Raw genomic sequence first — 19,011 nt, 5'->3', positions numbered from 1 at the left:
CCCACATCGCGCGCACGGGTTATCATCACGACCTCGTCGGTAATACATCATCGTCCCCCAATACGATCCGGACACCTCGCGTAACGCGCAGGTGAGCATTGGCGCGCGCCTTCGCAGGCCGCCGCGCCCGGTGCAGGTCGACATTTCAAGCTTGCAGGAAGGACCATGAAACGAATTTTGGCGGGGTGGATAGTGCCTGCGCGGCAGTCGGCATGAGCGTCGCGCTCCATCGCTTGTGCCGCGCGGGCCCGCTTGCCGCGCGTATCGTCGGCGCGATTTTCGGCGGCTATGCGCTCGGCGCGCTGGCGAGCGTGGCTGCGCTCGCGCTGCCCATGAGCGCGCCGCAAGGCGTCATTACGGGCATGCTCGCGAGCTTCGTTTTCTACACAGGCGCGGTGATCTGGGTATTTCTCGCGCGCAGCGCCCGGCGCGCGTGGGCCGGTCTGCTGCTTGCCGCGCTGCCGCTCGCTCTGGCGGCGTGGTGGGTTTCTGCATCGGTTGCGCACGCAACGTCTAACGCATCCAGCGTGGCGGCGACGGGAGGCGCGCACCGATGAAACGTTCGGCGAAACAACCGCAAGCTCGCGGCGTGCGCCAGAGCATGTCCGATCTCCATACGTGGGCGGGACTGCTCGTTGGCTGGATTCTCTACGCGATGTTCCTGACCGGCACCGTCAGCTACTTCAAGGAGGAGATATCGCAATGGATGCGGCCCGAACTCGCGCACCAGCAGGTCGCGCCCGACCCCGCCGCCGTTGCGCAGCGCGTGAATGGCACGCTCGAAAAGATCGCGGCGGGCAGCCCGCAGTGGAGCATGCAACTGCCCACCGCGCGGAGCAATATCGCCAGTGCGTTCTGGCGCATGCCCGCCAACAGCCCGGATGCGATGTCAGGCAAGCGCGTATTCGGCGAAGCGACGTTCGATCCCGCAACGGGCAACAAGGTCGACGCGCGCGACACGCTGGGCGGCGAGTTCTTCTATCGCTTCCATTTCCAGTTCTACTACATGCCGGTGATGTGGGGCCGCTGGCTGGCGGGGCTGTGCGCGATGTTCATGCTAGTGGCGATCGTGAGCGGCGTGATCACGCACAAGAAACTCTTCGTCGACTTCTTCACGTTCCGTTGGGGCAAGGGCCAGCGTTCGTGGCTCGACGCACACAACGCGCTTTCGGTGTTCGGCCTTCCGTTTCACCTCATGATCACGTACACGGGCCTCGTCACGCTGATGACGATGTACATGCCATGGGGCGCGCAGATCGCGCTGAAGGCACCGGCGCAGCGCGAAGCATTCGCCGCACAGATGAGCGCGTATATCCAGCCCGGCAGCCCGCTCGGCATAAAAGCGCCCTTGGCGCCAGTCGACGCAATGGTGCGCGAGGCACAAGCGCGCTGGGGGCGCGACAACGTGCTGCGCGTGACGGTGACGAACCCCGGCGACGCCAGCGCGCGCGTGGCGGTTTCGCGGGGCGAGGCGGCGCGCGTGTCGATGAGTCCGCAGTACCTGCTGTTCGACGGCGTGAGCGGCAAACTACTCAGCGTGAACGACAGCGTGGGCGGCGCGGCCGAAACGCGCGGCGTGCTGTACGCGCTGCATATGGGGCGCTTCAGCGACCTGCAGTTGCGCTGGCTGTATTTCATCGTGAGCCTTGCAGGCACGGCGATGGTGGGAACAGGGCTCGTGATGTGGACGGTCAAGCGCCGCCAGAAGCTGCCCGATCCCGAACGGCCGTACTTCGGCTTTCGTCTGGTGGAGCGCCTGAATATCGCGAGCATCGCGGGCCTTTCCATCGCCATGACGGGCTATTTGTGGGCCAACCGTCTGCTGCCGGTCTCGCTCGCGAATCGCGCCGAAGCGGAGATCAATGCGTTCTTCGCGATCTGGGCGGTCACGCTGCTTTACGCGCTTGCTCGCCCGGCGAAACGGGCGTGGATCGAGTTGCTGTGGTTCGCCGCTGCACTACTGGCGTTGCTGCCCGTGGTCAATGCGTTGACGACTCAGCGTCCGCTCTGGCGCAGTCTCGCGGATGGCGACTGGGTCTATGCCGGTTTCGACCTGATGATGTTGGCGCTTGCCGCGCTGCATGCCGCGCTCGCGGTGCGCACCGCGCGGCACCGGCAGCGCGCGAAGGTCGCGGGCAAACGCGGCGAGAGCGCACTGGCCGCGCAGGAGGATGCGTGATGCCGATGCTCGCCTTGCTGGTATGCGTACCCGCCTTTGCGTGTCTCGCGGCGGCCATGGAGCGTCATCAGGAGATGCTGTTGGGCGCGCGGTTGTCCGCCGCGGCTTCCCGCGTTCTGCGCTGTGCGGGATGGTGCGCGTTGCTCGTTGCGTTATGGCTCGCGGTGGCGGGAGAGGGATGGGCGCTCGGGCTCGTCTGGTATAGCGGCTGCACGAGCCTCGCTGCGGGTGTCGTGTACGGACTCCTGATCGTTTATTCGCAGCGGCGGTCGGCGCAGCGGTAAGGGAACGCAAAGGGCTCCACGCCATTTGCAAACATGAAAAAGCTAGCGCTCATGCTGCTTCTCGTCCCTCTTTCCGGATGAACGGCAGTTCGAATTCATGGTGAGCCTCGGTATTCGCCACAAGTTCTGATCGATCGCCGCCTCCGCCTCAGCCTCTCTTCTGCGCCCGCCGCACCGCACTGCCTTTCCGGCTGTGTGCCGCCGGGCGTGTCATAGCGCCGTCCCGCCGCGTGGCGTGATGGTAGGACCAAGGTCCGATTGCCCTCGCCGTATCGCTCCCACATTATTGAACGAACCACAGTCGCATGCCGCTGTGGTTTGCCGTGAATCCGGCGCGATCTCGCACGCGCACAAGGAGTCGATATGGATCCCTACGTAAATTTCCGGGCGGGCGTCTTGTGCGCCGCCGTGCTGCTGGCGGCGAGCGCCGCGCAGGCCACGCCTATTGCCTATCCCGCGCGGGGGCAGAGCGCGCAGCAACAGCAGGCGGATGAATCGGCGTGCTACTCGTGGGCGAAGAACAACACGGGCATCGACCCGCGGCAGGTGGCGTCGACGCCGCCGCCGCCTTCGGGTCCGGCCGTGGGCGGCGGCCAACGCGTCCAGGGTGCGGCGCGCGGCGCGGCGGGCGGCGCGGTGATCGGCGCGATTACGGGCGACGCGGGCAGGGGCGCGGCGGTGGGCGCAACGGCGGGAACGATGGCGGGCGGCGCGCGCGCCCGGCAGGACCGGCGCGCGCAACAAGCCAACGCCCAGCAACAGCAGCAGGGCGCGATCGATACGTTTAACCGCGCGTTTGCGGCGTGCATGCAAGGTCGCGGTTACACCGTCCAGTAATGCGGCGTGCTTCGGGACGGCGTAAGACCAAGGTCCGATTGGTCCGGTACGCGGCGTCTGCGACCATGTCGCTCAAGGATGAACAGCGCGACGCCGGGCGTCGTGCGTGAGCGCGGTATGCGGGCTGTCAAAACCCAATGGAGAACAACGATGAAGCGACGGATTTTTGTGCTTACGGCGGCGGCTGTGGCGGGGCTCGCCGTTACGGGTTGCAGCACGACTACGAGCAGCGGCCAGAGCGGCGCGACCGACGCGGCCAAGCGCCAGGAGATCGATGCGTCAGTTGACGGCGCGCTGTCAAGGCTCTTCTCGACGGTCGCCGGTTCGCGCGAACTTGTTTCGAAGGCGCAAGGCGTGCTGGTGTTTCCTTCGGTGGGGAAGGCCGCGTTCATCATCGGCGGGGCATATGGTCAGGGCGCGCTGCGCGTAGGCGGATCGACCGTCGGGTACTACAGCACGGCGGCGGCTTCGTTCGGCTTGCAGGCCGGCGTGCAGTCCACCGCCGTGATCTTCCTCTTCATGACCCAGGAATCGCTCGACAAATTCCGCAACTCGGCGGGCTGGTCGGTGGGCGGCGACGTTGCCGTTTCGCTCCTGAAAGTCGGTGCGAACGGGCAGATCGACACGAGAACGGCAACGGCGCCCGTGCAGGCGATCGTGATGACCAATACGGGCATCATGGCCGACGCGTCCGTAGCCGGCACGAAGGTGACGAAGCTCGATCTGTAACCGGAGGTCGCGCAAGGGGCAGCCGCTCCGGCTGTCCCATCGGAAAGCGAACGCACAGTCATATGAACAACGTGACACGATCCGTGGCCGTCGTCGACGACGAGGAGTCGGTCGGGCGAGCGATCCAGCGCCTGTTGAAGTCGGTTGGCATCGACTCCGACGTGTACACGAGCGGCGAAGCATTTCTCGACGCGCTCGCGGCCGGTGCGCCTCACGCGCCGGCGTGCGTGGTGCTCGATATCCAGATGCCCGGCATCAACGGTATCGAGGTGCAGCGCCGGCTGGACGGCACGGGCATTCAGTGCATCGTCATCACGGCGCATGACGATACGCGCGTGCGCGAGCAGGCGCAGGCAGCGGGCGCGTTTGCGTACCTGCGCAAACCGTTCGACGACTCCGCGCTCATTGGCGCGGTTCATGCGGTGCTTGGCGTGCCGCCGCCGGGCTGACGCCGCGCACGCCGAACCGGTATAGGACGATGCAGCGATCACGCCACGACCGGCTTCAGGGAGGCCCCGTGATGAAGCGCGCCGAGCTTCTTGTTTGCCACGACTGCGATCTCATGCAGCGCGGCGCGCCTTGTCCGCCTCGCGGCACGCTGCGCTGCCTGCGCTGCAACGCCGAACTGGAACGCGATCTTCCCGATAGCCTCGGGCGCTCGCTCGCATTCGCGCTGGGCGCGCTCGTGCTGTTCGTGATTTCCAACCTGTATCCGATCGTTGGGCTTTCGGTGAACGGCAATCTCGTGCGCACGACATTGTGGCATGCGGTCGCGATTCTCTATCTCGACGGAATGTGGCCCATCGCGGCGCTGGTGTTCGCCACGACGATCCTCATGCCGGCCATGCAGATCATGTGCCTGCTCGCGCTCCTCGTGCCGCTCGCAATCGGTCGCGCGCCCTGGCGTGCGCCGCTCCTGTTTCGCTTGATGTACACCGCGCGGCCCTGGGGCATGACCGAGGTGCTCATACTCGGCCTGCTGGTCGCGCTCGTGAAGCTCTCGCATATCGCAACGGTCGTGACGGGCGTCGCCTTGTGGTCGTTCGGCGCGTTGATGCTGGTGCTCGCGGGCGCGAGCGCGGCATTCGACGCGCGCCAGTTCTGGTCGCGCGTGGCGCGCGCGACGCGGCCGGCCAACGCGCCCGACGCGCCCACCGTGGCAACGAGCTTGCCGCCGCGCGAGGAGGCCATCGCACGAAGCGGCCGCGCCGCAGCGCCGCTCACTGGCGCCGCGTGCGGGATTGCGCGCTGCCACGCGTGCGGGCTGCTCGCGCGCATGCCGGCGGCCGCGCATGCCGCCACGTGTCCGCGCTGCGGCAGCGCGTTGCATCTGCGCAAGGTCGCGAGCCTTTCGCGCACGTGGGCGCTCCTCGTTGCGGCGATCGTGCTGTACGTGCCCGCGAACGTGCTGCCCGTCATGGACACGAGTTCGCTGTTCGGCACGCAGAAGGACACGATCATGAGCGGCGTGGTGTATTTGTGGGTGTCGGGATCGTGGCCGCTCGCGCTGCTCGTGTTCATTGCCAGCATTGCCGTGCCCATGCTGAAGATTCTCGGGCTTTCGTATCTCACGTGGTCCACGCAGCGCCGCTGGACGTGGCTGCCCGAGCAGCGTACGCGCATCTACCGGCTCATCGAACTGGTGGGCCGCTGGTCGATGCTCGACATCTACGTCATCACGATGCTCGTCGCGCTGGTGCAGTTCAACGCACTCGCCACGATCAAGGCGGGCCCTGCCGCAATCGCTTTCGGCGCGGTAGTGATCCTCACGATGTTCGCCGCGAACATGTTCGATCCGCGTCTCATCTGGGACGCCACGGAGCGCGAGAATGGCAGCGCCCGGTAACGACAACGCGTTGCCCGACCTGCCCGAAGCGAAGCCGGTGCAGGGTTCGCGCTGGCGCATGCAAATAGTGTGGCTCGTGCCGGTCGTCGCGGTGCTCATCGGCGGCTGGCTCGCCGCCAAGGCGATCATCGAGGAAGGGCCGACCATCACGATCAGCTTCAAAACCGGCGATGGCCTCGAAGCCGGCAAAACGAAGATCAAGTACAAGGACGTCGATATCGGCGTGGTCAAGGCGGTCACGCTCTCGCGCGATCACAAGCGCGTGATCGCGACGGGCGAACTGGTGAAGGACGCGGCGAGCATGCTCGTCGACAACACGCGCTTCTGGGTCGTGCGCCCGCGCATTTCGGGTGGGACCGTTTCGGGACTGGGCACGCTGCTTTCGGGCTCCTTCGTCGGCATGGACGAAGGCAATTCCAGCAAAACGCGTCGCGACTTCGTGGGCCTCGAAGTGCCGCCTGCGATACCAAGCGACGTTCCGGGGCGCGAATTCGTGCTGCACAGCATGAACATGGGCTCGCTCGACGTGGGCTCGCCGGTGTTCTTCCGCCGTCTTCAGGTGGGGCAGATCGCTTCCTATGAAATGGACCCGAACGGCCGGGGCGTCACGCTGCGCGTGTTCGTGAACGCGCCCTACGACAGGTTTGTGCGCGGCGACACGCGTTTCTGGCACGCGAGCGGACTCGACGTCTCGCTCAGTCCCGATGGCGTGCAGATCAACACGCAGTCGGTGGTGTCGCTGCTCATCGGCGGCGTGGCGTTCGAAACGCCCGATGCCGACGCTGGCGGCGAATCGCCCGAAGCCGACGCCGACTCGAAATTCGAACTCTACGCCACGCATGCCGATTCGATGAAGGTGCACGACCGCATCGTCGATACCTATGTCGTGGACTTCCACGATTCGGTGCGCGGGCTGACCGTGGGCGCGCCCGTGGATTTCCGCGGTGTGGTGATAGGCGAAGTGACAAAGATCTACACGCGCTTCGACCCGGTCAAGAAACAGTTCAGTATTCCTGTTGAAATCAATCTGTATCCGGAGCGCTTCACGTCGCGCTACCAGGATCGCAAGCCGGCGGGACGCATCAGTGCGCAGCCGCACCAGCTTGCCGAGTTCCTGATTGCCAATGGCTTCCGGTTCCAGTTGCGCTCGGGTAATCCGCTCACGGGACAACTCTACCTGGCCTTCGACGTCTTCCCGGACGCGCCCAAGGCCAGGATCGACTGGACGAGAACGCCGCCCGAACTGCCCTCGGTGCCGCGCACGCTGCAGTCGCTGCAAGACTCGCTCACGCGACTGCTGGCGAAGCTCAATGGCATTCCGTTCGACGCAATCGGCGCGAGTGCGCAGCGCACGCTGCAAAGCGCGAACGATGTGATGGCGAAGCTCGGCACCGACGTCGTGCCGCAGGCGCACGACACGCTCTCGGCGGCGCAGTCCACGCTCAATTCGGCCACCGACGCCTTGCAGCCCGACTCGCAGCTTCAGCAGAACACGAGCGACGCCATGCGCGAACTGGCCCGCACCGCCGCTTCCGTGCGCATGCTCACGGATTATCTCGAACGCCATCCCGAGGCCGTGGTGCAGGGCAAACCAGGAGGCAAGCAGTGAAGCGCCGCTACGCGACCTCGCAAACCGTTCTCGCCGCTGCCATAGCGTGCATTGTTGGCTGTTCGTCGCCGTCGCCGACGTTCTATGCGCTGCGCGCCGACGAGGCGAGCGCCGCGACGGCGGGCGCGACACCAGCCGTGGCCGCCGTATCGAGCAGCGCTGCCGCGCTCGATGTCGTCGTCGGGCCCGTGACCGTGCCCGACATGGTGGACAGGCCGCAAATCGTCACGCGCAACGCGGACAACACGATCGAGATGAACGAGTTCGCGCGCTGGGCCTCGCCGCTCAAACTGGATGTCGGGCGCGTCGTGGCCGAGGACCTCGCGCAGCGACTCGGCACGGCGCGCGTTTCGACCATCGATGTGGGCGCTCCCACGGTGCCGGTGTGGCGCGTTCGGGTGGATATCACGCGCATCGACAGCGTGCTCGGGGACGCGGTGACGATCGACGCGCAATGGGTCGTGAAGCCGCCGGGCCACGAGGCGCTCACGCTCGGCCACACGGTGGCGCACGAGCCGGCGACGAGCCGGGACTACGGCGCGCTCGTCGACGCGCACAACCGCGCACTTGCCGCCATCAGCGCCGACATAGCCGCGGCGATTCGCGCGAACCACGCAACAGTTGGCAGTGCGACGGATTGAGCGCGCCTCGCGAGGTCGCATGAAGACATGGCGTCGTGCGTTGCTCGCGCTGACCGCGGCGCTGGCGTCGGCGGCTCACGATGCGTCGGGCAGCGTGCCGCGCAGCGAGGACGCGCCGGAGCGGCTCTTCGCTGTGCTCGACTACGTTGTCGCCCCCGCCTGGCAAACGTCGCCGCCGAGCGAGCCCGGTGCGGAGCAGGAGACGACTCGGGTCCGCATCGTCGAAGCCTGGTTCTACCGGCTGCGTGCTGACCCGGCGGTGGCGGTCGCCGTGCCAGGCGGCGCGGCGGGCCTCGAAGCGCTGCTGCGCGACGACGCGGCGCGCGAGCGCCTGATCCGCAGCGGCGTTGCGCGCCTGACGTCGCAGGAACGGCTGGCGTACTTCACCTTGCTCGTGAAATACATAGGCCGCGCGGCGCGCGGCGATTGCCAGGGAATTGCGAGCGTGCAGGACATTGCCGGGCGCATTTCGATTGGCAGCATGACCGATGCCGACACGGCCGAATATTTCTCGCTGCTCTACCGCGTGGTGATCCGCGCCCTGCTTGCTGCGCCGCTCACGCTGCCTACGCCTGAAGCGTACGAGAGGGCGCTGCGGCATCTCGACGATGCGGTCAATGCGGCGCTCTCGGGCGATCCCGCCGCCGTGGCGCGGCTCGCGCGCGTCACGAATGGCGCTCCCGGCGCCACGATGGCCGACGTGTGCTGGGCGAGCGCGGTGCTCATGCGCTCGACGGCGGCGTTGAGCGGACCCGACCGCGACGCGTTGCTGCTCTATATGCTCGGCGAGGAAGCCCCGGCGCAAACACCCGCCCGTGCGGCAACGCACGCGCCTTGACCCAAGGGTATAGTCCGGTAAGACGCCTGATGCCGGCAGCCGGACCAGAGTCCTCTTGACACCGCAGCGGCTGCGCGGCGAATCTGGTCGCTCGCCGAGGTCGGTAGCGTCGATACCTGGAGATCCGAAATGAAAATGCGTTTTGCTGCGCCGTGCGCGATGGTGCTCCTGATTTGTGCGCCCGCTTGCATGTCTGAGGCATATGCGCAGGCGGGAACGATGGGAACGAGACAGATGCGGGACGTGCAGCGCAAAGCGGAGCACAAGGCGCGCTCGAACCAGTCTCAGCAGCGTACCCAGCAGAACGCGGCGCAGCATCATGGGGCGAGCGCGGCGGCGCCAGCTTCGGCGCCGTGATCGGCATCGGCTCGCGCGTGGCGATTGAGAACGTTGCCAGGCGAAATAATGACCGCGGTTATTTACCAATGCGCATAAAAATAATTTGAAAAGCAATATAGGTGATTGCTATTTGCATTGAATGGTTCAATCGAATCATTGCGCGGAAAACTATCTAAATCCAGAAAAACGTTCGCAAATATATCCGCGCAAATAGTCAGTGTATATGCGCCATTCAGGCCTTCATGTGCGGAATAAGTTATCGAAAGCAATTGCGCGCGACATCAGGCATCCGCAATTTATTTCATATAATAAACACGCGCGGGGAACGCATATGGCGTTACCGTTTCGCGACGATGTTCCCGTCCATTTCAACGACTGACTCATTCTCCGCAACTACGTTTCTCGCGCCGTAGCCGGGCTGCGCACTCGGAGGACAACGTGATCAGGGCAGACATGCGGAACGAAAAACTGGAGCTGCGCAGGTCCACAGCCGGGCACGCAGCGGCCGGCCTGCTCGCGTGGCTCGAAAGAATCAAGCCGCGCAGTCTTCCACATGGGAAAACATCGGCCGCGGCCAAAGACGCCCACGTATCGGCGCCGGCGACGCAAGCCATCGCGCAAAGCCTGCACAGCGTTCTCGAAGTCGTGCCCGCGGCGGCGCTCGTGATCGACGAAACGGGCAGCGTTGCGTGGGCCAATGGCATGGCCACGCGCGTGCTCGGCTACGCCTTGGGCGAATTGATCGGCATGCACATCGAAAGCGTGCTCGTGGGCTGGCGTCGAGACGCGCGCCCCGTGTCGTTCGCCGCGCTGGAGACCGGGCAAGGATTGCCGCATAGCGTGACGCGCGTGGCCGTCGCGCGGGCGAAGAACGGCGCCGATATCGACGTACGCGTGAGCGCTTCGGCGTCGCTCGCGGCTGGACCGGCGGCGCGCATGGTGGTCGTCATCGAACCCGAAAGTCACGGCGGGGCGCACGCGCAATCTCGCGACGAACCGCGCCGGCTGCGCCGGGAACGCGCGTCCGAAGTGGGCGACATGGCCGCCGCGCTCGCGCACGAAGTCGACCAGCCGCTCACCGCCATTCTCAGCAATGCACAGGCCGCGCAGCGTTTTCTCGCCCAGAACCCGCCAGCCATGAGCGACCTGCGGGAACTGCTCGGCGAGGTCGTGTCGGACAGCACGCGTGCGCACGCGATCATCCGCAAGATGCGCCAGTCCGCGCGATGCGAGCCGCCCGAGATGTGTCCTGTCGACGTAAGCAGCCTCGTGCGCGACGTGGTGCGCCTGCTGCGCCGCGAGACGGAAACCTGTGGCGCGGCCGTGGGCGCGCGAATCGAAGACGGCCTGCCGCAAGTGCACGGCGATGCGGTTCAACTGCAGCAGGTGCTCGTGAATCTGCTATTGAATGCGCTCGACGCGGTGCACGACTGCCGCGCGGAAGATCGCCGGGTGTGCATCGTCGTGACAGCCAGCAAGGATCGCGGCAGGGTGTGTCTGGCGATCCGCGATCACGGGCCCGGCGTCGATGCCGACCGGCTCGTTACGCTGTTCAAGCCGTTCATGACATCCAAGCCGCAAGGGCTGGGTCTGGGCTTGTCCATCAGCCGCACCATCGTCATGGCGCATGGCGGCCAGCTATGGGCCGAGCGCAACGCCGACAGCGGACTGACCTTCCATATCGAACTTCCCGCGGAGGGCGCGTGCGTGCAGACGATCACGCGTTTTTCACCATGAATTCGCCCACTCCCGTCGTGTTCGTCGTGGACGACGACGAGCACGTTCGCAACGCCCTGTGCCGCCTGCTGCGATCCGGCGGCTACACGGCGCAAGCCTACGGCAGCGCGAGCGCCTTCCTGCACGGCGCCGATCTGACGAGCGCGCCCGCGTGCCTGCTGCTCGATCTCCAGTTGCCCGATTTGAGCGGCATCGAATTGCAGCAACGGCTGGAGGGCAGGGTGCCGATCGTGTTCGTATCGGCGCACGGCGACATGGGCACGGCGGTGCAGGCGATGAAGGCGGGCGCATCGGACTTCCTGACGAAGCCGATCGACGCGCGCGTGCTGTTCGAAGCCACGTCGCGCGCGCTGGAACGCGCTTGCGATGCTTTTGAGCGGCGCGAGCAGCGTGCGGAAATCCAGCGGCGCGTGGAAAAGCTCACTCCGCGCGAGCGCGAGGTCATGGCGCTCGTGGTGACTGGCCGGCCGAACAAGCTCGTCGCCGACGAACTGGGCGCGGCGGAGAAAACGATCAAGATTCACCGCGCGCGCGTCATGGAGAAGATGAAAGCGAATTCGCTCGCCGATCTGGTGCGGCTCATGACCACGTTCGATTCCGGCGCGCCGGAGCCGCAGCCGTTGCCGCTGCCTGCGCCGCATACGGGCTGAGGGGCCGCGCCCCCGTCGATGGTCGCTTCAGATGGCTATTGAGCCAGTTGCGCGGCGTCATGTCGTATTCAGTGCGCCTCTTGTTGTTACTACGGATTGCTAAGCACAGTCCGGAGCATCGAGCGCTTTATCGCCGTTTCCCGCATGTGGAACGGCGTTTTTTATGCGGCCACGGCTCTTGCCACCATCGCCAGGCCCGCTACAATCGCAGCCGCTCCCACCGCTCGCGAGACTTTTGCGCCGCCCGGCACCCATCTTTCCGCGGCAATGGCCGCAGCCACCAAAGCCATCGCGGGGCGGTCCATCACGCCCGCAGCCAGCAGCGCCGCCATCAAATTTCCACAACAGCACACGCAGTGCCGACCGAACCGCAAGCCGTGGCGCAGCGCAGTCTGCACGTCGAGCCGTGCATGTGCGCCCGGCGGCACGTTCGCGCAGCACGCAAGCCATCGTGCTTTCCACGCGGAGAACTGCCACACGCCCGCCATCACGACGACGACACCCGCCAGCGTGGGCGCCGTGTGCGTCAACGCTGGCGCTGCCACGGCAAGCGCCGTCAGTTGTGCACCGGCCGCGAACACGAGCATTCCCACGGCCAGCCAGACAAGGAAATACCCCGACGCCGCCGTCACGGTCATCCCGCCCGCACGCGCAGCGCGCTCGTTGCGCAGCGCCTCGAAATACCGCCACAAGGCCGGCGCCACCGCGGGCAACATCATCGCGACCATCATCGCGTTCCACTTGCCGGCAAACGATACGGCGGCGTCGAACCACGTGCGTCCGCACATGGGCGTCCAGAGCGCGGACATCGTCCAGCCGCCGGGCATGGGCGTGCCGCCCGTCGTTTCCATCGAAGCGCACCAGACCCACGTTGCGCGCGCGCTGGCCGCGACGACGAGCGACGAAACGCCGAAGAAAATCGCACGCGCGGCGCCGCTGCGCCGCCGTACCGTCATGCCGACGTTATCCATGATGCGCCTCAGCTATCCGCGTACTCGTCGTGCCGGTGCCACCAGATGCCCGCCTCGTTGCGTCCTTTCGGCGCGCGGTCGAGCCACTGGTACATGCCCCATACGCCATCCAGTCCGCGCGCGTAGGTCGAGTACGTGTGATAGATCACGCCGTCTTCCAGCACGAATGCGCTGAGGCCCGGGCGGTCGCGCGTGTAGGTCGCCGCGTCGGTGCCGCAGCTCGCCGCGAACTGGGCGACGGGCGCGGGCGGCGGATTCAGGTCCATCTTGTGGCCGCTGCGCGCGTAGTTGTATTCGATGTCGCCCGCGCGCTGCTGCGCCGTGGTGAACGACACGTTGAAGTCGAAGTTGAAGTCGTTGCCGCTCGACGAGGCCCACGGAAAATGCCATCCCATGCGCTTGCGATAGGCCAGCAGTTTGGCGAGCGGCGCGCGCGACACCGCCATGAGCCGTACGTCGTGATTCGCGAGATGCACGGCGACGCCGTCGAAGCCATCGGCAATCGCGGAACACGACGGGCAGCCCGCCGCGTAATCCGGCCCGAACATGAAGTGATAAACGAGCAGTTGCGAGCGCCCCTGGAAGAGATCGGCGAGCGTGGCGCCGCCTTCTTCCGTTTCGAATCGATACGTCTTGTCGACACGCACCCACGGCAACGCCTGGCGCTGCCGCGCCAATGCGTCGCCGCGCCGCGTGTGTTCCTTTTCGGCCGCGAGCAGTTCGATGCGCGCCGCAAGCCAGTCTTCGCGTGTTCCGGTGGTATGGGTTGCCATTGCCTGGTCCTCCTATGGATTCATCGGGGGCGGCGCGCCCGAGCATGACGTTCGCGCCGCCGCGTCGTTCGATCGATGATGCGAGTGATCGCCGTGTTAGATTAGGTCCGGACCCAGGAGCCAGGGGAGTGACAAGTGTGGCGGGATTCTCATGACGATGGATTCGCTGATCACGGCCGCGGCGCGCTCGCTCGCGGGCGGTGACCCGCTCGGCGCGCTGAACCGCGTGGCCTTGCGCGACGACGCGCCTGCGCTCGCGCTGCGCGGCATCGCCATGGCGCAGCTCGGCGACTTCGCGCGCGCCAAGGCGCTATTGCGCCGCGCGGCGCGCGGCTTCGGCTCGCGCGAGGCCGTGGCCCGCGCGCGCTGCGTCGTTGCCGAGGCCGAAATCGCGCTGGCATCGCGCGATCTCGGCTGGCCCACCGATACGCTCGCTGCTGCGCGGCAAACGCTCGAAGCGCACGGCGACCGCCTCAATGCCGCGCACGCGCGCTACCTGGAAATTCGCCGCTTGCTGCTCATCGGGCGGCTCGACGAGGCCGCAGGTATGCTCGCGCAAGCCGATCCCGCGCCGCTGCCGGCCGCCTTGCGCGCCGCGCATGAACTGATCGCCGCGGGCATCGCCATGCGGCGCATTCAGGCGCAGGCGGCGCGGCGCTCGCTCGCCGAGGCCGCACGCGCCGCGCGCGCGGCGGGCATTGCCGCGCTGAGCGCGGAGATCGAGAGCGCCGCGCTGCTGCTGGACTCGCCGGCTGCGCGCCTCATCGCGCGCGGCGAAGAGCGCATTCTGCTGCTGGAAGAGGTTGAGGCGCTGCTCGCCTCGAAGGCGCTCGTCGTCGATGCGTGCCGCTATGTCGCGCGCGAGGGCGCGACCGTCGTCGAACTCGCAAGACGCCCCGTGCTGTTCGTGCTCGCCCGCGCGCTCGCGCAAGCGTGGCCCGCCGACGTGCCGCGCGACGCGCTCATCGAGCGCGCCTTTCGCACGAAGCACGCCGACGAAACGCATCGCGCGCGCCTGCGCGTGGAAATTGGCCGCTTGCGCACGCTGTTGCGCGACGTGGCCGACATCGGCGCGACCCAGCGCGGCTTCGCGCTCGCGCCTCGTCACGCGAGCGAAGTGGTGGTGCTGGCGCGGCCTGTGGAAGAAAAGCACGCGGCGGTGCTGGCTTTTCTCGCCGATGGCGAATCGTGGTCGAGTTCGGCGCTGGCGCTCGCGCTGGGCGCGAGCCAGCGCACCGTGCAGCGCGCGCTCGATTCGCTCGCCGCGGCGAGCAAGGTGCAGTCGTTCGGCTATGGCCGCGCGCGCCGCTGGACCACGCCGCCCGTGCCCGGATTCGCGACGACCTTGTTACTCCCCGCGCCGCTGCCGGGCGATTAGGATGGACGCCTGTCCTTTCATTCGAGGAGAAGTCATGAAACGAACGACTGCCGAAATTGTCCGCGAGTACGGCCCGTTTCCCGGCATCGAGAAGGTGGGCGGGGTTTCGTACGACGGCAGGCACGTGTGGTTCGCCGTGGGCGAGCGCATTGCCTCGCTCGACCCCGAGAGCGGCCGGACGCAGCGCTCGATCGACATCGCGGCGCACGCGGGCACGGCCTTCGACGGTCAGCATCTGTTTCAGATCGCCGAGGACCGCATCCATAAGATCGACCCCGAAACGGGCCGCGTGCTCGCCACGATTCCCGCGCCCGGCGGTGGCGGCGACTCGGGCCTCGCGTGGGCGGACGGCACGCTGTGGGTCGGCGTCTATCGCGAGCGCAAGATTCATCAGGTCGATCCGCAGACGGGCGCGATATTGCGCACGCTCGAATCGAGCCGCTTCGTGACGGGCGTGACGTGGGTGGACGGCGAGTTGTGGCACGGCACCTGGGAAGGCGACGAAAGCGACTTGCGGCGCATCGATCCGGGCACGGGCGAAGTCCTGGAACAGCTCGACATGCCGCCCGGAACGGCCGTCTCGGGACTGGAATCCGATGGCGCCGAACAGTTTTTCTGCGGCGGCGGCAATAGCGGGAAGATTCGCGCGGTGCGGCGGCCCAGGCGCGAAAGTTAGGGGGGCAGGCGCGCAAGGGCTTTTGCGCACCCGCTCACAGGTCCCGCGCCTAGAACGTGTAAGTGGCCTTGCCGAACGCCGTGCGCCCCAACGTGCTGTACCCGTAGGCGGTCACATATTGCCGGTTGAACACGTTCGCAAGCGAGGCCGAAAGCGCGAGATGCGCATTGACCTGGTACGACGCGCGCAGGCTCACCGTCGTCCACGAAGGCAGGTAGATGGTGTTGGCCTGGTCGTCGAACGTCGAGCCGTTATACAGCAGCGAAACGCCGGTGCTGAGCGCGTGGAGATGGAACTCGTCCCACGTGTGATCCACGCTCAGGCTCGCCGTCTGCCGCGGGCGGCGATTGAGCCAGGTCTGGTCGCTCACGTCCTGCGGATTCAGAATGCCCACCGTGAGGCTCACCGGCGTGTACTTGCCGAGCGTGCCCTTGTACGAGAGGTCGAGACCCTGAATGTGCGCGCGGCCCACGTTCACGGGCAGGAAAGTCTGCGAGTTGTACGTGATGAGGTCGTGCACGCGCGTGTCGTACACGGCCGCCGTGAACGTGCCGATCGACGTGGTCGCATCGAGCGCGGCCTCGACCGAGTTGCTGCGCTCGGGCAGCAGGTCGGGGTTCGAATAGCCCGGATAGTACAGATCGTTGAACGTGGGCAGGCGGAATGCATTGCCATACGAAACGCGCGCCGTGTAGACCGGTGTGATCGCCCACGAGAGCGCGGCATTGCCCGTATTCACCGATTGCCCCTGCACGATCTCGTGCCGCCCCGCCAGAAACAGCGTGACGGGTCCGAGCGTGGCCGACTGATGCATCGAGACGGCTGAATCGTTGCGCGCGGGCAGGCCGCCAGGCACATCCACGGGCAGGAAAGCCAGTTCGCGCGTGTAGTCGTAGGCGAGCTTGGTCTCGCCTTCGAGCGGCATGCCGAAGAGCGTGTGGCCCCTTTCCTGATGCGTGATCGCGGTGGAGGTGGACAGACGGGTCGAGTCGATCTCGTCGGTGGGGATCGTCGGGTCGTCCGAATAGAGGAACTGACGGTCCGTCGCGTAACCCACCGATTGATCGAACTGCGTGGTCGGCGTGATGTCGAGGTGGAACGCGACGCCGGTCGTGAGCTGGTTGTCGCGCTGGCGGTCGGTGCCTCCCGCGCTGTCGAAGGACAGATCGGAGCGATGGTAGAGCGCGAAGGTCGAGATCGACCAGTTGTCGTGCGCGTAGCCGAGGCGCGCGTCCAGATTCTGCGCGTGGTAGGGGTTGCGGCCGTCTTCGTGGCCGTAAGCGCCGGGCTGCGTTGCATCGATACCGGCCGTGTTGTAGTCGTGCAGGCCCAGCGAATACGTGAGGCCGCTCAACGCGGAAAGCGGCCCGGTCGAGGGCACCGTGCCCGACGTGCGCACCTGCGTATCGAAGGTCTTGTTCGAGCCGCCGCCGAACGACACGGTGGTCTGGTTAGGCTGATTCGACGCATGGCGCGTGAAGAGCTGCACGACGCCGCCCACGGCGTCCGCGCCGAACGAGGCGGCCGCGGGACCCGAGATCACCTCCACGCGGTCGAACGAGGCCGTTGCGAGATCGGCCCATTCGGCCGTGCCGGTGGTGACGGAGCCCACGCGTATGCCGTCGATGAACACGGCCACCTGATCGGCCGACGACCCGCGGATGCTCACGCCCGTGTACGACCCCGGCCCGCCGGTTTGCGAAACGGTGACGCCGGGCAGCGTGGCGAGCGCTTGCGCGATGCTGGGGTCGGCGGGGGAGACGCGGTCGAGGTCCGCGCGCGTGAGCACCTGGGTGGTCGCATAGCGCTGATCGAACGATTGCGGCAGATGCTGCGTGTCGCCCACGACGAGGATATTGGGCAGCGTGGTGTCGTCGTCGCTGGCGGCGGCGTGCGCGGTGTGCCATGCGCAGGCGAGCGCGGCGGAAGTCAAAACGAATTGGCGAAACTTCATGATGCGGTGGCTGGAAACAGCTCCTGTATAGGGCTGTCCTTGCAACGGGCGACCGCCGCACGGGCGGTGCTTGCGCAGTGGGGGTCCCCGCCCGCTGCGGCTGCTGTTGGACTCGGCTGATGGCAGGTCTCCTGGCTCGCGGGTCGCCGTCCGTTGCCGGCCTTCCCGGTTTCCCAGTGGCCCTCTCTGGCATGGACTCGCCGCTGACAGTTGCGGGGGCAGCCGCAGTCTTGCACTGCGTTCCCTTTTGATCCCGTCGCCGGGAACCATCAGCGCGCAAGGGTAATGGCCGCGCGTTCCGCGCGTCAACCTTTGCCGGGGGCGGTGTGGCGAAAACACCCGGTTGGGGCGGGTTTGGCCCGGGTTTGGCCTCTTCGGCAACTTACGTTGTCCTTGCGGCTGTTTTTGCGCGCAAGCGCGGCTCAACCGCGTGGCGGCGGCGCGGGTTCAGCCACAGGTTCAGCCGGATAACTCTTTTACCCTTCGCGACGCCACATGTATTCGCTGGCACTTTTTTCTTTCCAGCCACTGCAATGACTTTTCGACGATTTCGGCCGGAACGTCTTCGAATGTCGTATTGCGAATCAAGGTCTCACTGGCGGCAATATCGTTGAATTCCCCCAGCGTCTTCTGCACGGACGTCAGTTCCTTGATGGTGCGGTCGTGCCCGCCTTTGATGACCGGTTGAAAAAACTCGAGCAGATACCGCAGTTTTTTCCCTGCCTTGCGCACGTCATGGAGATTTTCCTCGCGGCCAGTTTCGCTTCGCGCGGCGCGCCTGCTGCGCTTTCGAAGCGTGCGCTGCGCGAGACGGACGCGCTTCTTCGCGAACGCGCTGATCGGCAGGTCATCGCAACAGGATTGCAGCGTGGTTTGCGCACGAAGCACGGCGTCGTTCAGAAATGCCTCGACGGCGCCGCTGTCGATCATGGCCTGGCTATGCGCCACCGCTTGCGCGCGTTTCTCGCGCACAGCGGTCACGAGCCGTTCGATGGATGCGTCCGACTTCTGCGCGGTCTCGAGGAGATCGCCTGCGATGTCCCAGTCGCGGGTACCGCCTGCCACGGCAGCCAGACGCTTGAATTCGTCGCTGGCTTGCGCGGTGGCTTCCTCGCCGAGCCACGGAGAGTACGCCCAATACAAGGCGCGGAGTTTTCGGAACGCCACACGAAGCTGATGAAACGCGTCGGGGTCGACTTCTGTCGACAGCGTTTTCGCTCTTTGCACCGCCTCGACGACCACCGGCATGGCCAATAACGAAAAGGTGCTGGCGATAGAGGACTTTCTGGTAAGTGATGCCGTGGCGCGTTGCCGGTCGATTCTGAAGAAAGTGCGCGGGCGTGGCAACGGCCAGTCACTATCCATATCCATTGCAGCCTCGAGTCCGACAAGAAATATGTGTGGCCCAAAACATACCATAAGGGCTGTCGCTAACCCGATCTTTATGACGATTTGATGAAATGTTCGAGTTCGGGTAAGTTGGCAGCCGTCGCTCACGCCAGCGGGTTGAACTTCTGACTTTCTGTATTACGATGCTTAGCTAAGTCAGGCGTTGCAATAGATATTCGTC

General features: G+C 66.1%; 19 protein-coding genes and 1 riboswitch. Of the genes, 15 read left to right on the top strand and 4 right to left on the bottom strand.

All coding sequences use genetic code 11. From position 1 onward, the window contains the following. The first annotated feature begins 212 nt into the window (after positions 1 to 212). The 13 genes from U5768_RS00175 to U5768_RS00115 all read left to right on the top strand — a co-directional run bounded on the left by U5768_RS00175 (position 213) and on the right by U5768_RS00115 (position 11,689). The gene (locus tag U5768_RS00175; protein ID WP_322028362.1) at positions 213 to 557 is read left to right on the top strand and encodes a DUF3649 domain-containing protein; all 345 of its coding nucleotides are present in this window, start codon (positions 213 to 215) and stop codon (positions 555 to 557) included. Continuing rightward, positions 554 to 2,179: a PepSY-associated TM helix domain-containing protein gene (locus U5768_RS00170; RefSeq protein ID WP_322028361.1), complete on the top strand. Its 1,626-nt coding sequence runs from the start codon at positions 554 to 556 to the stop codon at positions 2,177 to 2,179. Before U5768_RS00175 ends, U5768_RS00170 begins: the two co-directional genes overlap by 4 nt. Further along, positions 2,179 to 2,463, top strand: coding sequence for a DUF3325 domain-containing protein (locus U5768_RS00165; RefSeq protein WP_322028360.1), 285 nt, complete (start codon positions 2,179 to 2,181; stop codon positions 2,461 to 2,463). The genes U5768_RS00170 and U5768_RS00165 overlap by 1 nt, the downstream gene beginning before the upstream one ends. A gap of 363 nt (positions 2,464 to 2,826) precedes the next feature. Next, entirely contained in the window at positions 2,827 to 3,300 is a 474-nt protein-coding gene (locus U5768_RS00160) for a glycine zipper family protein (RefSeq protein ID WP_322028359.1), read from the top strand. A 150-nt stretch (positions 3,301 to 3,450) separates the two neighbouring features. Further along, positions 3,451 to 4,029, top strand: coding sequence for a YSC84-related protein (locus tag U5768_RS00155; RefSeq protein ID WP_322028358.1), 579 nt, complete (start codon positions 3,451 to 3,453; stop codon positions 4,027 to 4,029). 62 nt (positions 4,030 to 4,091) lie between these two features. Next, positions 4,092 to 4,478: a response regulator transcription factor gene (locus U5768_RS00150; protein ID WP_322028357.1), complete on the top strand. Its 387-nt coding sequence runs from the start codon at positions 4,092 to 4,094 to the stop codon at positions 4,476 to 4,478. 71 nt (positions 4,479 to 4,549) lie between these two features. Next, complete coding sequence (locus U5768_RS00145) at positions 4,550 to 5,875, top strand: paraquat-inducible protein A (protein WP_322028977.1); 1,326 nt, start codon at positions 4,550 to 4,552, stop codon at positions 5,873 to 5,875. Beyond that, a complete protein-coding gene (locus U5768_RS00140; RefSeq protein WP_322028356.1) occupies positions 5,859 to 7,484 on the top strand; it encodes an intermembrane transport protein PqiB in 1,626 nt (541 codons plus the stop codon). The genes U5768_RS00145 and U5768_RS00140 overlap by 17 nt, the downstream gene beginning before the upstream one ends. After that, positions 7,481 to 8,125, top strand: coding sequence for a PqiC family protein (locus U5768_RS00135; RefSeq protein ID WP_322028355.1), 645 nt, complete (start codon positions 7,481 to 7,483; stop codon positions 8,123 to 8,125). The genes U5768_RS00140 and U5768_RS00135 overlap by 4 nt, the downstream gene beginning before the upstream one ends. A 19-nt stretch (positions 8,126 to 8,144) precedes the next feature. Next, positions 8,145 to 8,963, top strand: coding sequence for a hypothetical protein (locus U5768_RS00130; RefSeq protein ID WP_322028354.1), 819 nt, complete (start codon positions 8,145 to 8,147; stop codon positions 8,961 to 8,963). A gap of 219 nt (positions 8,964 to 9,182) precedes the next feature. Then, a complete protein-coding gene (locus tag U5768_RS00125) occupies positions 9,183 to 9,320 on the top strand; it encodes a hypothetical protein (RefSeq protein WP_322028353.1) in 138 nt (45 codons plus the stop codon). 435 nt (positions 9,321 to 9,755) lie between these two features. Then, complete coding sequence (locus U5768_RS00120; RefSeq protein ID WP_322028352.1) at positions 9,756 to 11,039, top strand: sensor histidine kinase; 1,284 nt, start codon at positions 9,756 to 9,758, stop codon at positions 11,037 to 11,039. Then, entirely contained in the window at positions 11,036 to 11,689 is a 654-nt protein-coding gene (locus U5768_RS00115; protein WP_322028351.1) for a response regulator transcription factor, read from the top strand. Before U5768_RS00120 ends, U5768_RS00115 begins: the two co-directional genes overlap by 4 nt. A 161-nt stretch (positions 11,690 to 11,850) precedes the next feature. Here the strand turns inward: U5768_RS00115 and U5768_RS00110 are convergent, their stop codons facing one another. Together U5768_RS00110 and U5768_RS00105 are read right to left on the bottom strand one after the other, a co-directional pair. Then, positions 11,851 to 12,660: a DUF2182 domain-containing protein gene (locus U5768_RS00110; RefSeq protein ID WP_322028350.1), complete on the bottom strand. Its 810-nt coding sequence runs from the start codon at positions 12,658 to 12,660 to the stop codon at positions 11,851 to 11,853. 8 nt (positions 12,661 to 12,668) lie between these two features. Then, a complete protein-coding gene (locus U5768_RS00105) occupies positions 12,669 to 13,433 on the bottom strand; it encodes a DUF899 domain-containing protein (RefSeq protein ID WP_322028349.1) in 765 nt (254 codons plus the stop codon). 157 nt (positions 13,434 to 13,590) lie between these two features. Between U5768_RS00105 and U5768_RS00100 the strand changes: the two genes are divergently transcribed. Both U5768_RS00100 and U5768_RS00095 read left to right on the top strand, forming a co-directional pair. Next, positions 13,591 to 14,811 (top strand): helix-turn-helix domain-containing protein, encoded by a 1,221-nt coding sequence (locus U5768_RS00100; protein ID WP_322028976.1) that lies wholly within the window; start codon positions 13,591 to 13,593, stop codon positions 14,809 to 14,811. A 34-nt stretch (positions 14,812 to 14,845) separates the two neighbouring features. Then, positions 14,846 to 15,487 carry a glutamine cyclotransferase gene (locus U5768_RS00095; protein ID WP_322028348.1) on the top strand — a complete coding sequence of 214 codons (642 nt, stop codon included), beginning with the start codon at positions 14,846 to 14,848 and terminating at the stop codon, positions 15,485 to 15,487. Positions 15,488 to 15,536: 49 nt separating this feature from the next. On the opposite strand, the gene U5768_RS00090 is transcribed toward U5768_RS00095, so the two are convergent. Both U5768_RS00090 and U5768_RS00085 read right to left on the bottom strand, forming a co-directional pair. Next, positions 15,537 to 17,441 carry a TonB-dependent receptor domain-containing protein gene (locus tag U5768_RS00090; protein WP_322028347.1) on the bottom strand — a complete coding sequence of 635 codons (1,905 nt, stop codon included), beginning with the start codon at positions 17,439 to 17,441 and terminating at the stop codon, positions 15,537 to 15,539. Positions 17,442 to 17,544: 103 nt separating this feature from the next. Further along, a riboswitch (cobalamin riboswitch) is annotated at positions 17,545 to 17,727 on the bottom strand. Between the two features lie 173 nt (positions 17,728 to 17,900). Next, positions 17,901 to 18,812 (bottom strand): CHAD domain-containing protein, encoded by a 912-nt coding sequence (locus U5768_RS00085; protein ID WP_322028346.1) that lies wholly within the window; start codon positions 18,810 to 18,812, stop codon positions 17,901 to 17,903. Positions 18,813 to 19,011 lie beyond the last annotated feature (199 nt).

This window comes from Paraburkholderia sp. J76, from assembly GCF_905220295.1.
Taxonomy (GTDB): domain Bacteria; phylum Pseudomonadota; class Gammaproteobacteria; order Burkholderiales; family Burkholderiaceae; genus Paraburkholderia.
This window is presented reverse-complemented; position numbering and strand designations above follow the sequence as displayed.

What these genes read in the sequence shown, in the direction of transcription:
- U5768_RS00175 (WP_322028362.1), top strand. Translation starts at nt 213, where the DNA reads ATGAGCGTCGCGCTCCATCGCTTGTGCCGCGCGGGCCCGCTTGCCGCG.
- U5768_RS00170 (WP_322028361.1), top strand. Translation starts at nt 554, where the DNA reads ATGAAACGTTCGGCGAAACAACCGCAAGCTCGCGGCGTGCGCCAGAGC.
- U5768_RS00165 (WP_322028360.1), top strand. Translation starts at nt 2,179, where the DNA reads ATGCCGATGCTCGCCTTGCTGGTATGCGTACCCGCCTTTGCGTGTCTC.
- U5768_RS00160 (WP_322028359.1), top strand. Translation starts at nt 2,827, where the DNA reads ATGGATCCCTACGTAAATTTCCGGGCGGGCGTCTTGTGCGCCGCCGTG.
- U5768_RS00155 (WP_322028358.1), top strand. Translation starts at nt 3,451, where the DNA reads ATGAAGCGACGGATTTTTGTGCTTACGGCGGCGGCTGTGGCGGGGCTC.
- U5768_RS00150 (WP_322028357.1), top strand. Translation starts at nt 4,092, where the DNA reads ATGAACAACGTGACACGATCCGTGGCCGTCGTCGACGACGAGGAGTCG.
- U5768_RS00145 (WP_322028977.1), top strand. Translation starts at nt 4,550, where the DNA reads ATGAAGCGCGCCGAGCTTCTTGTTTGCCACGACTGCGATCTCATGCAG.
- U5768_RS00140 (WP_322028356.1), top strand. Translation starts at nt 5,859, where the DNA reads ATGGCAGCGCCCGGTAACGACAACGCGTTGCCCGACCTGCCCGAAGCG.
- U5768_RS00130 (WP_322028354.1), top strand. Translation starts at nt 8,145, where the DNA reads ATGAAGACATGGCGTCGTGCGTTGCTCGCGCTGACCGCGGCGCTGGCG.
- U5768_RS00125 (WP_322028353.1), top strand. Translation starts at nt 9,183, where the DNA reads ATGGGAACGAGACAGATGCGGGACGTGCAGCGCAAAGCGGAGCACAAG.
- U5768_RS00120 (WP_322028352.1), top strand. Translation starts at nt 9,756, where the DNA reads ATGCGGAACGAAAAACTGGAGCTGCGCAGGTCCACAGCCGGGCACGCA.
- U5768_RS00115 (WP_322028351.1), top strand. Translation starts at nt 11,036, where the DNA reads ATGAATTCGCCCACTCCCGTCGTGTTCGTCGTGGACGACGACGAGCAC.
- U5768_RS00110 (WP_322028350.1), bottom strand. Translation starts at nt 12,660, where the DNA reads ATGGATAACGTCGGCATGACGGTACGGCGGCGCAGCGGCGCCGCGCGT.
- U5768_RS00105 (WP_322028349.1), bottom strand. Translation starts at nt 13,433, where the DNA reads ATGGCAACCCATACCACCGGAACACGCGAAGACTGGCTTGCGGCGCGC.
- U5768_RS00100 (WP_322028976.1), top strand. Translation starts at nt 13,591, where the DNA reads ATGGATTCGCTGATCACGGCCGCGGCGCGCTCGCTCGCGGGCGGTGAC.
- U5768_RS00095 (WP_322028348.1), top strand. Translation starts at nt 14,846, where the DNA reads ATGAAACGAACGACTGCCGAAATTGTCCGCGAGTACGGCCCGTTTCCC.
- U5768_RS00090 (WP_322028347.1), bottom strand. Translation starts at nt 17,441, where the DNA reads ATGAAGTTTCGCCAATTCGTTTTGACTTCCGCCGCGCTCGCCTGCGCA.
- U5768_RS00085 (WP_322028346.1), bottom strand. Translation starts at nt 18,812, where the DNA reads ATGGATATGGATAGTGACTGGCCGTTGCCACGCCCGCGCACTTTCTTC.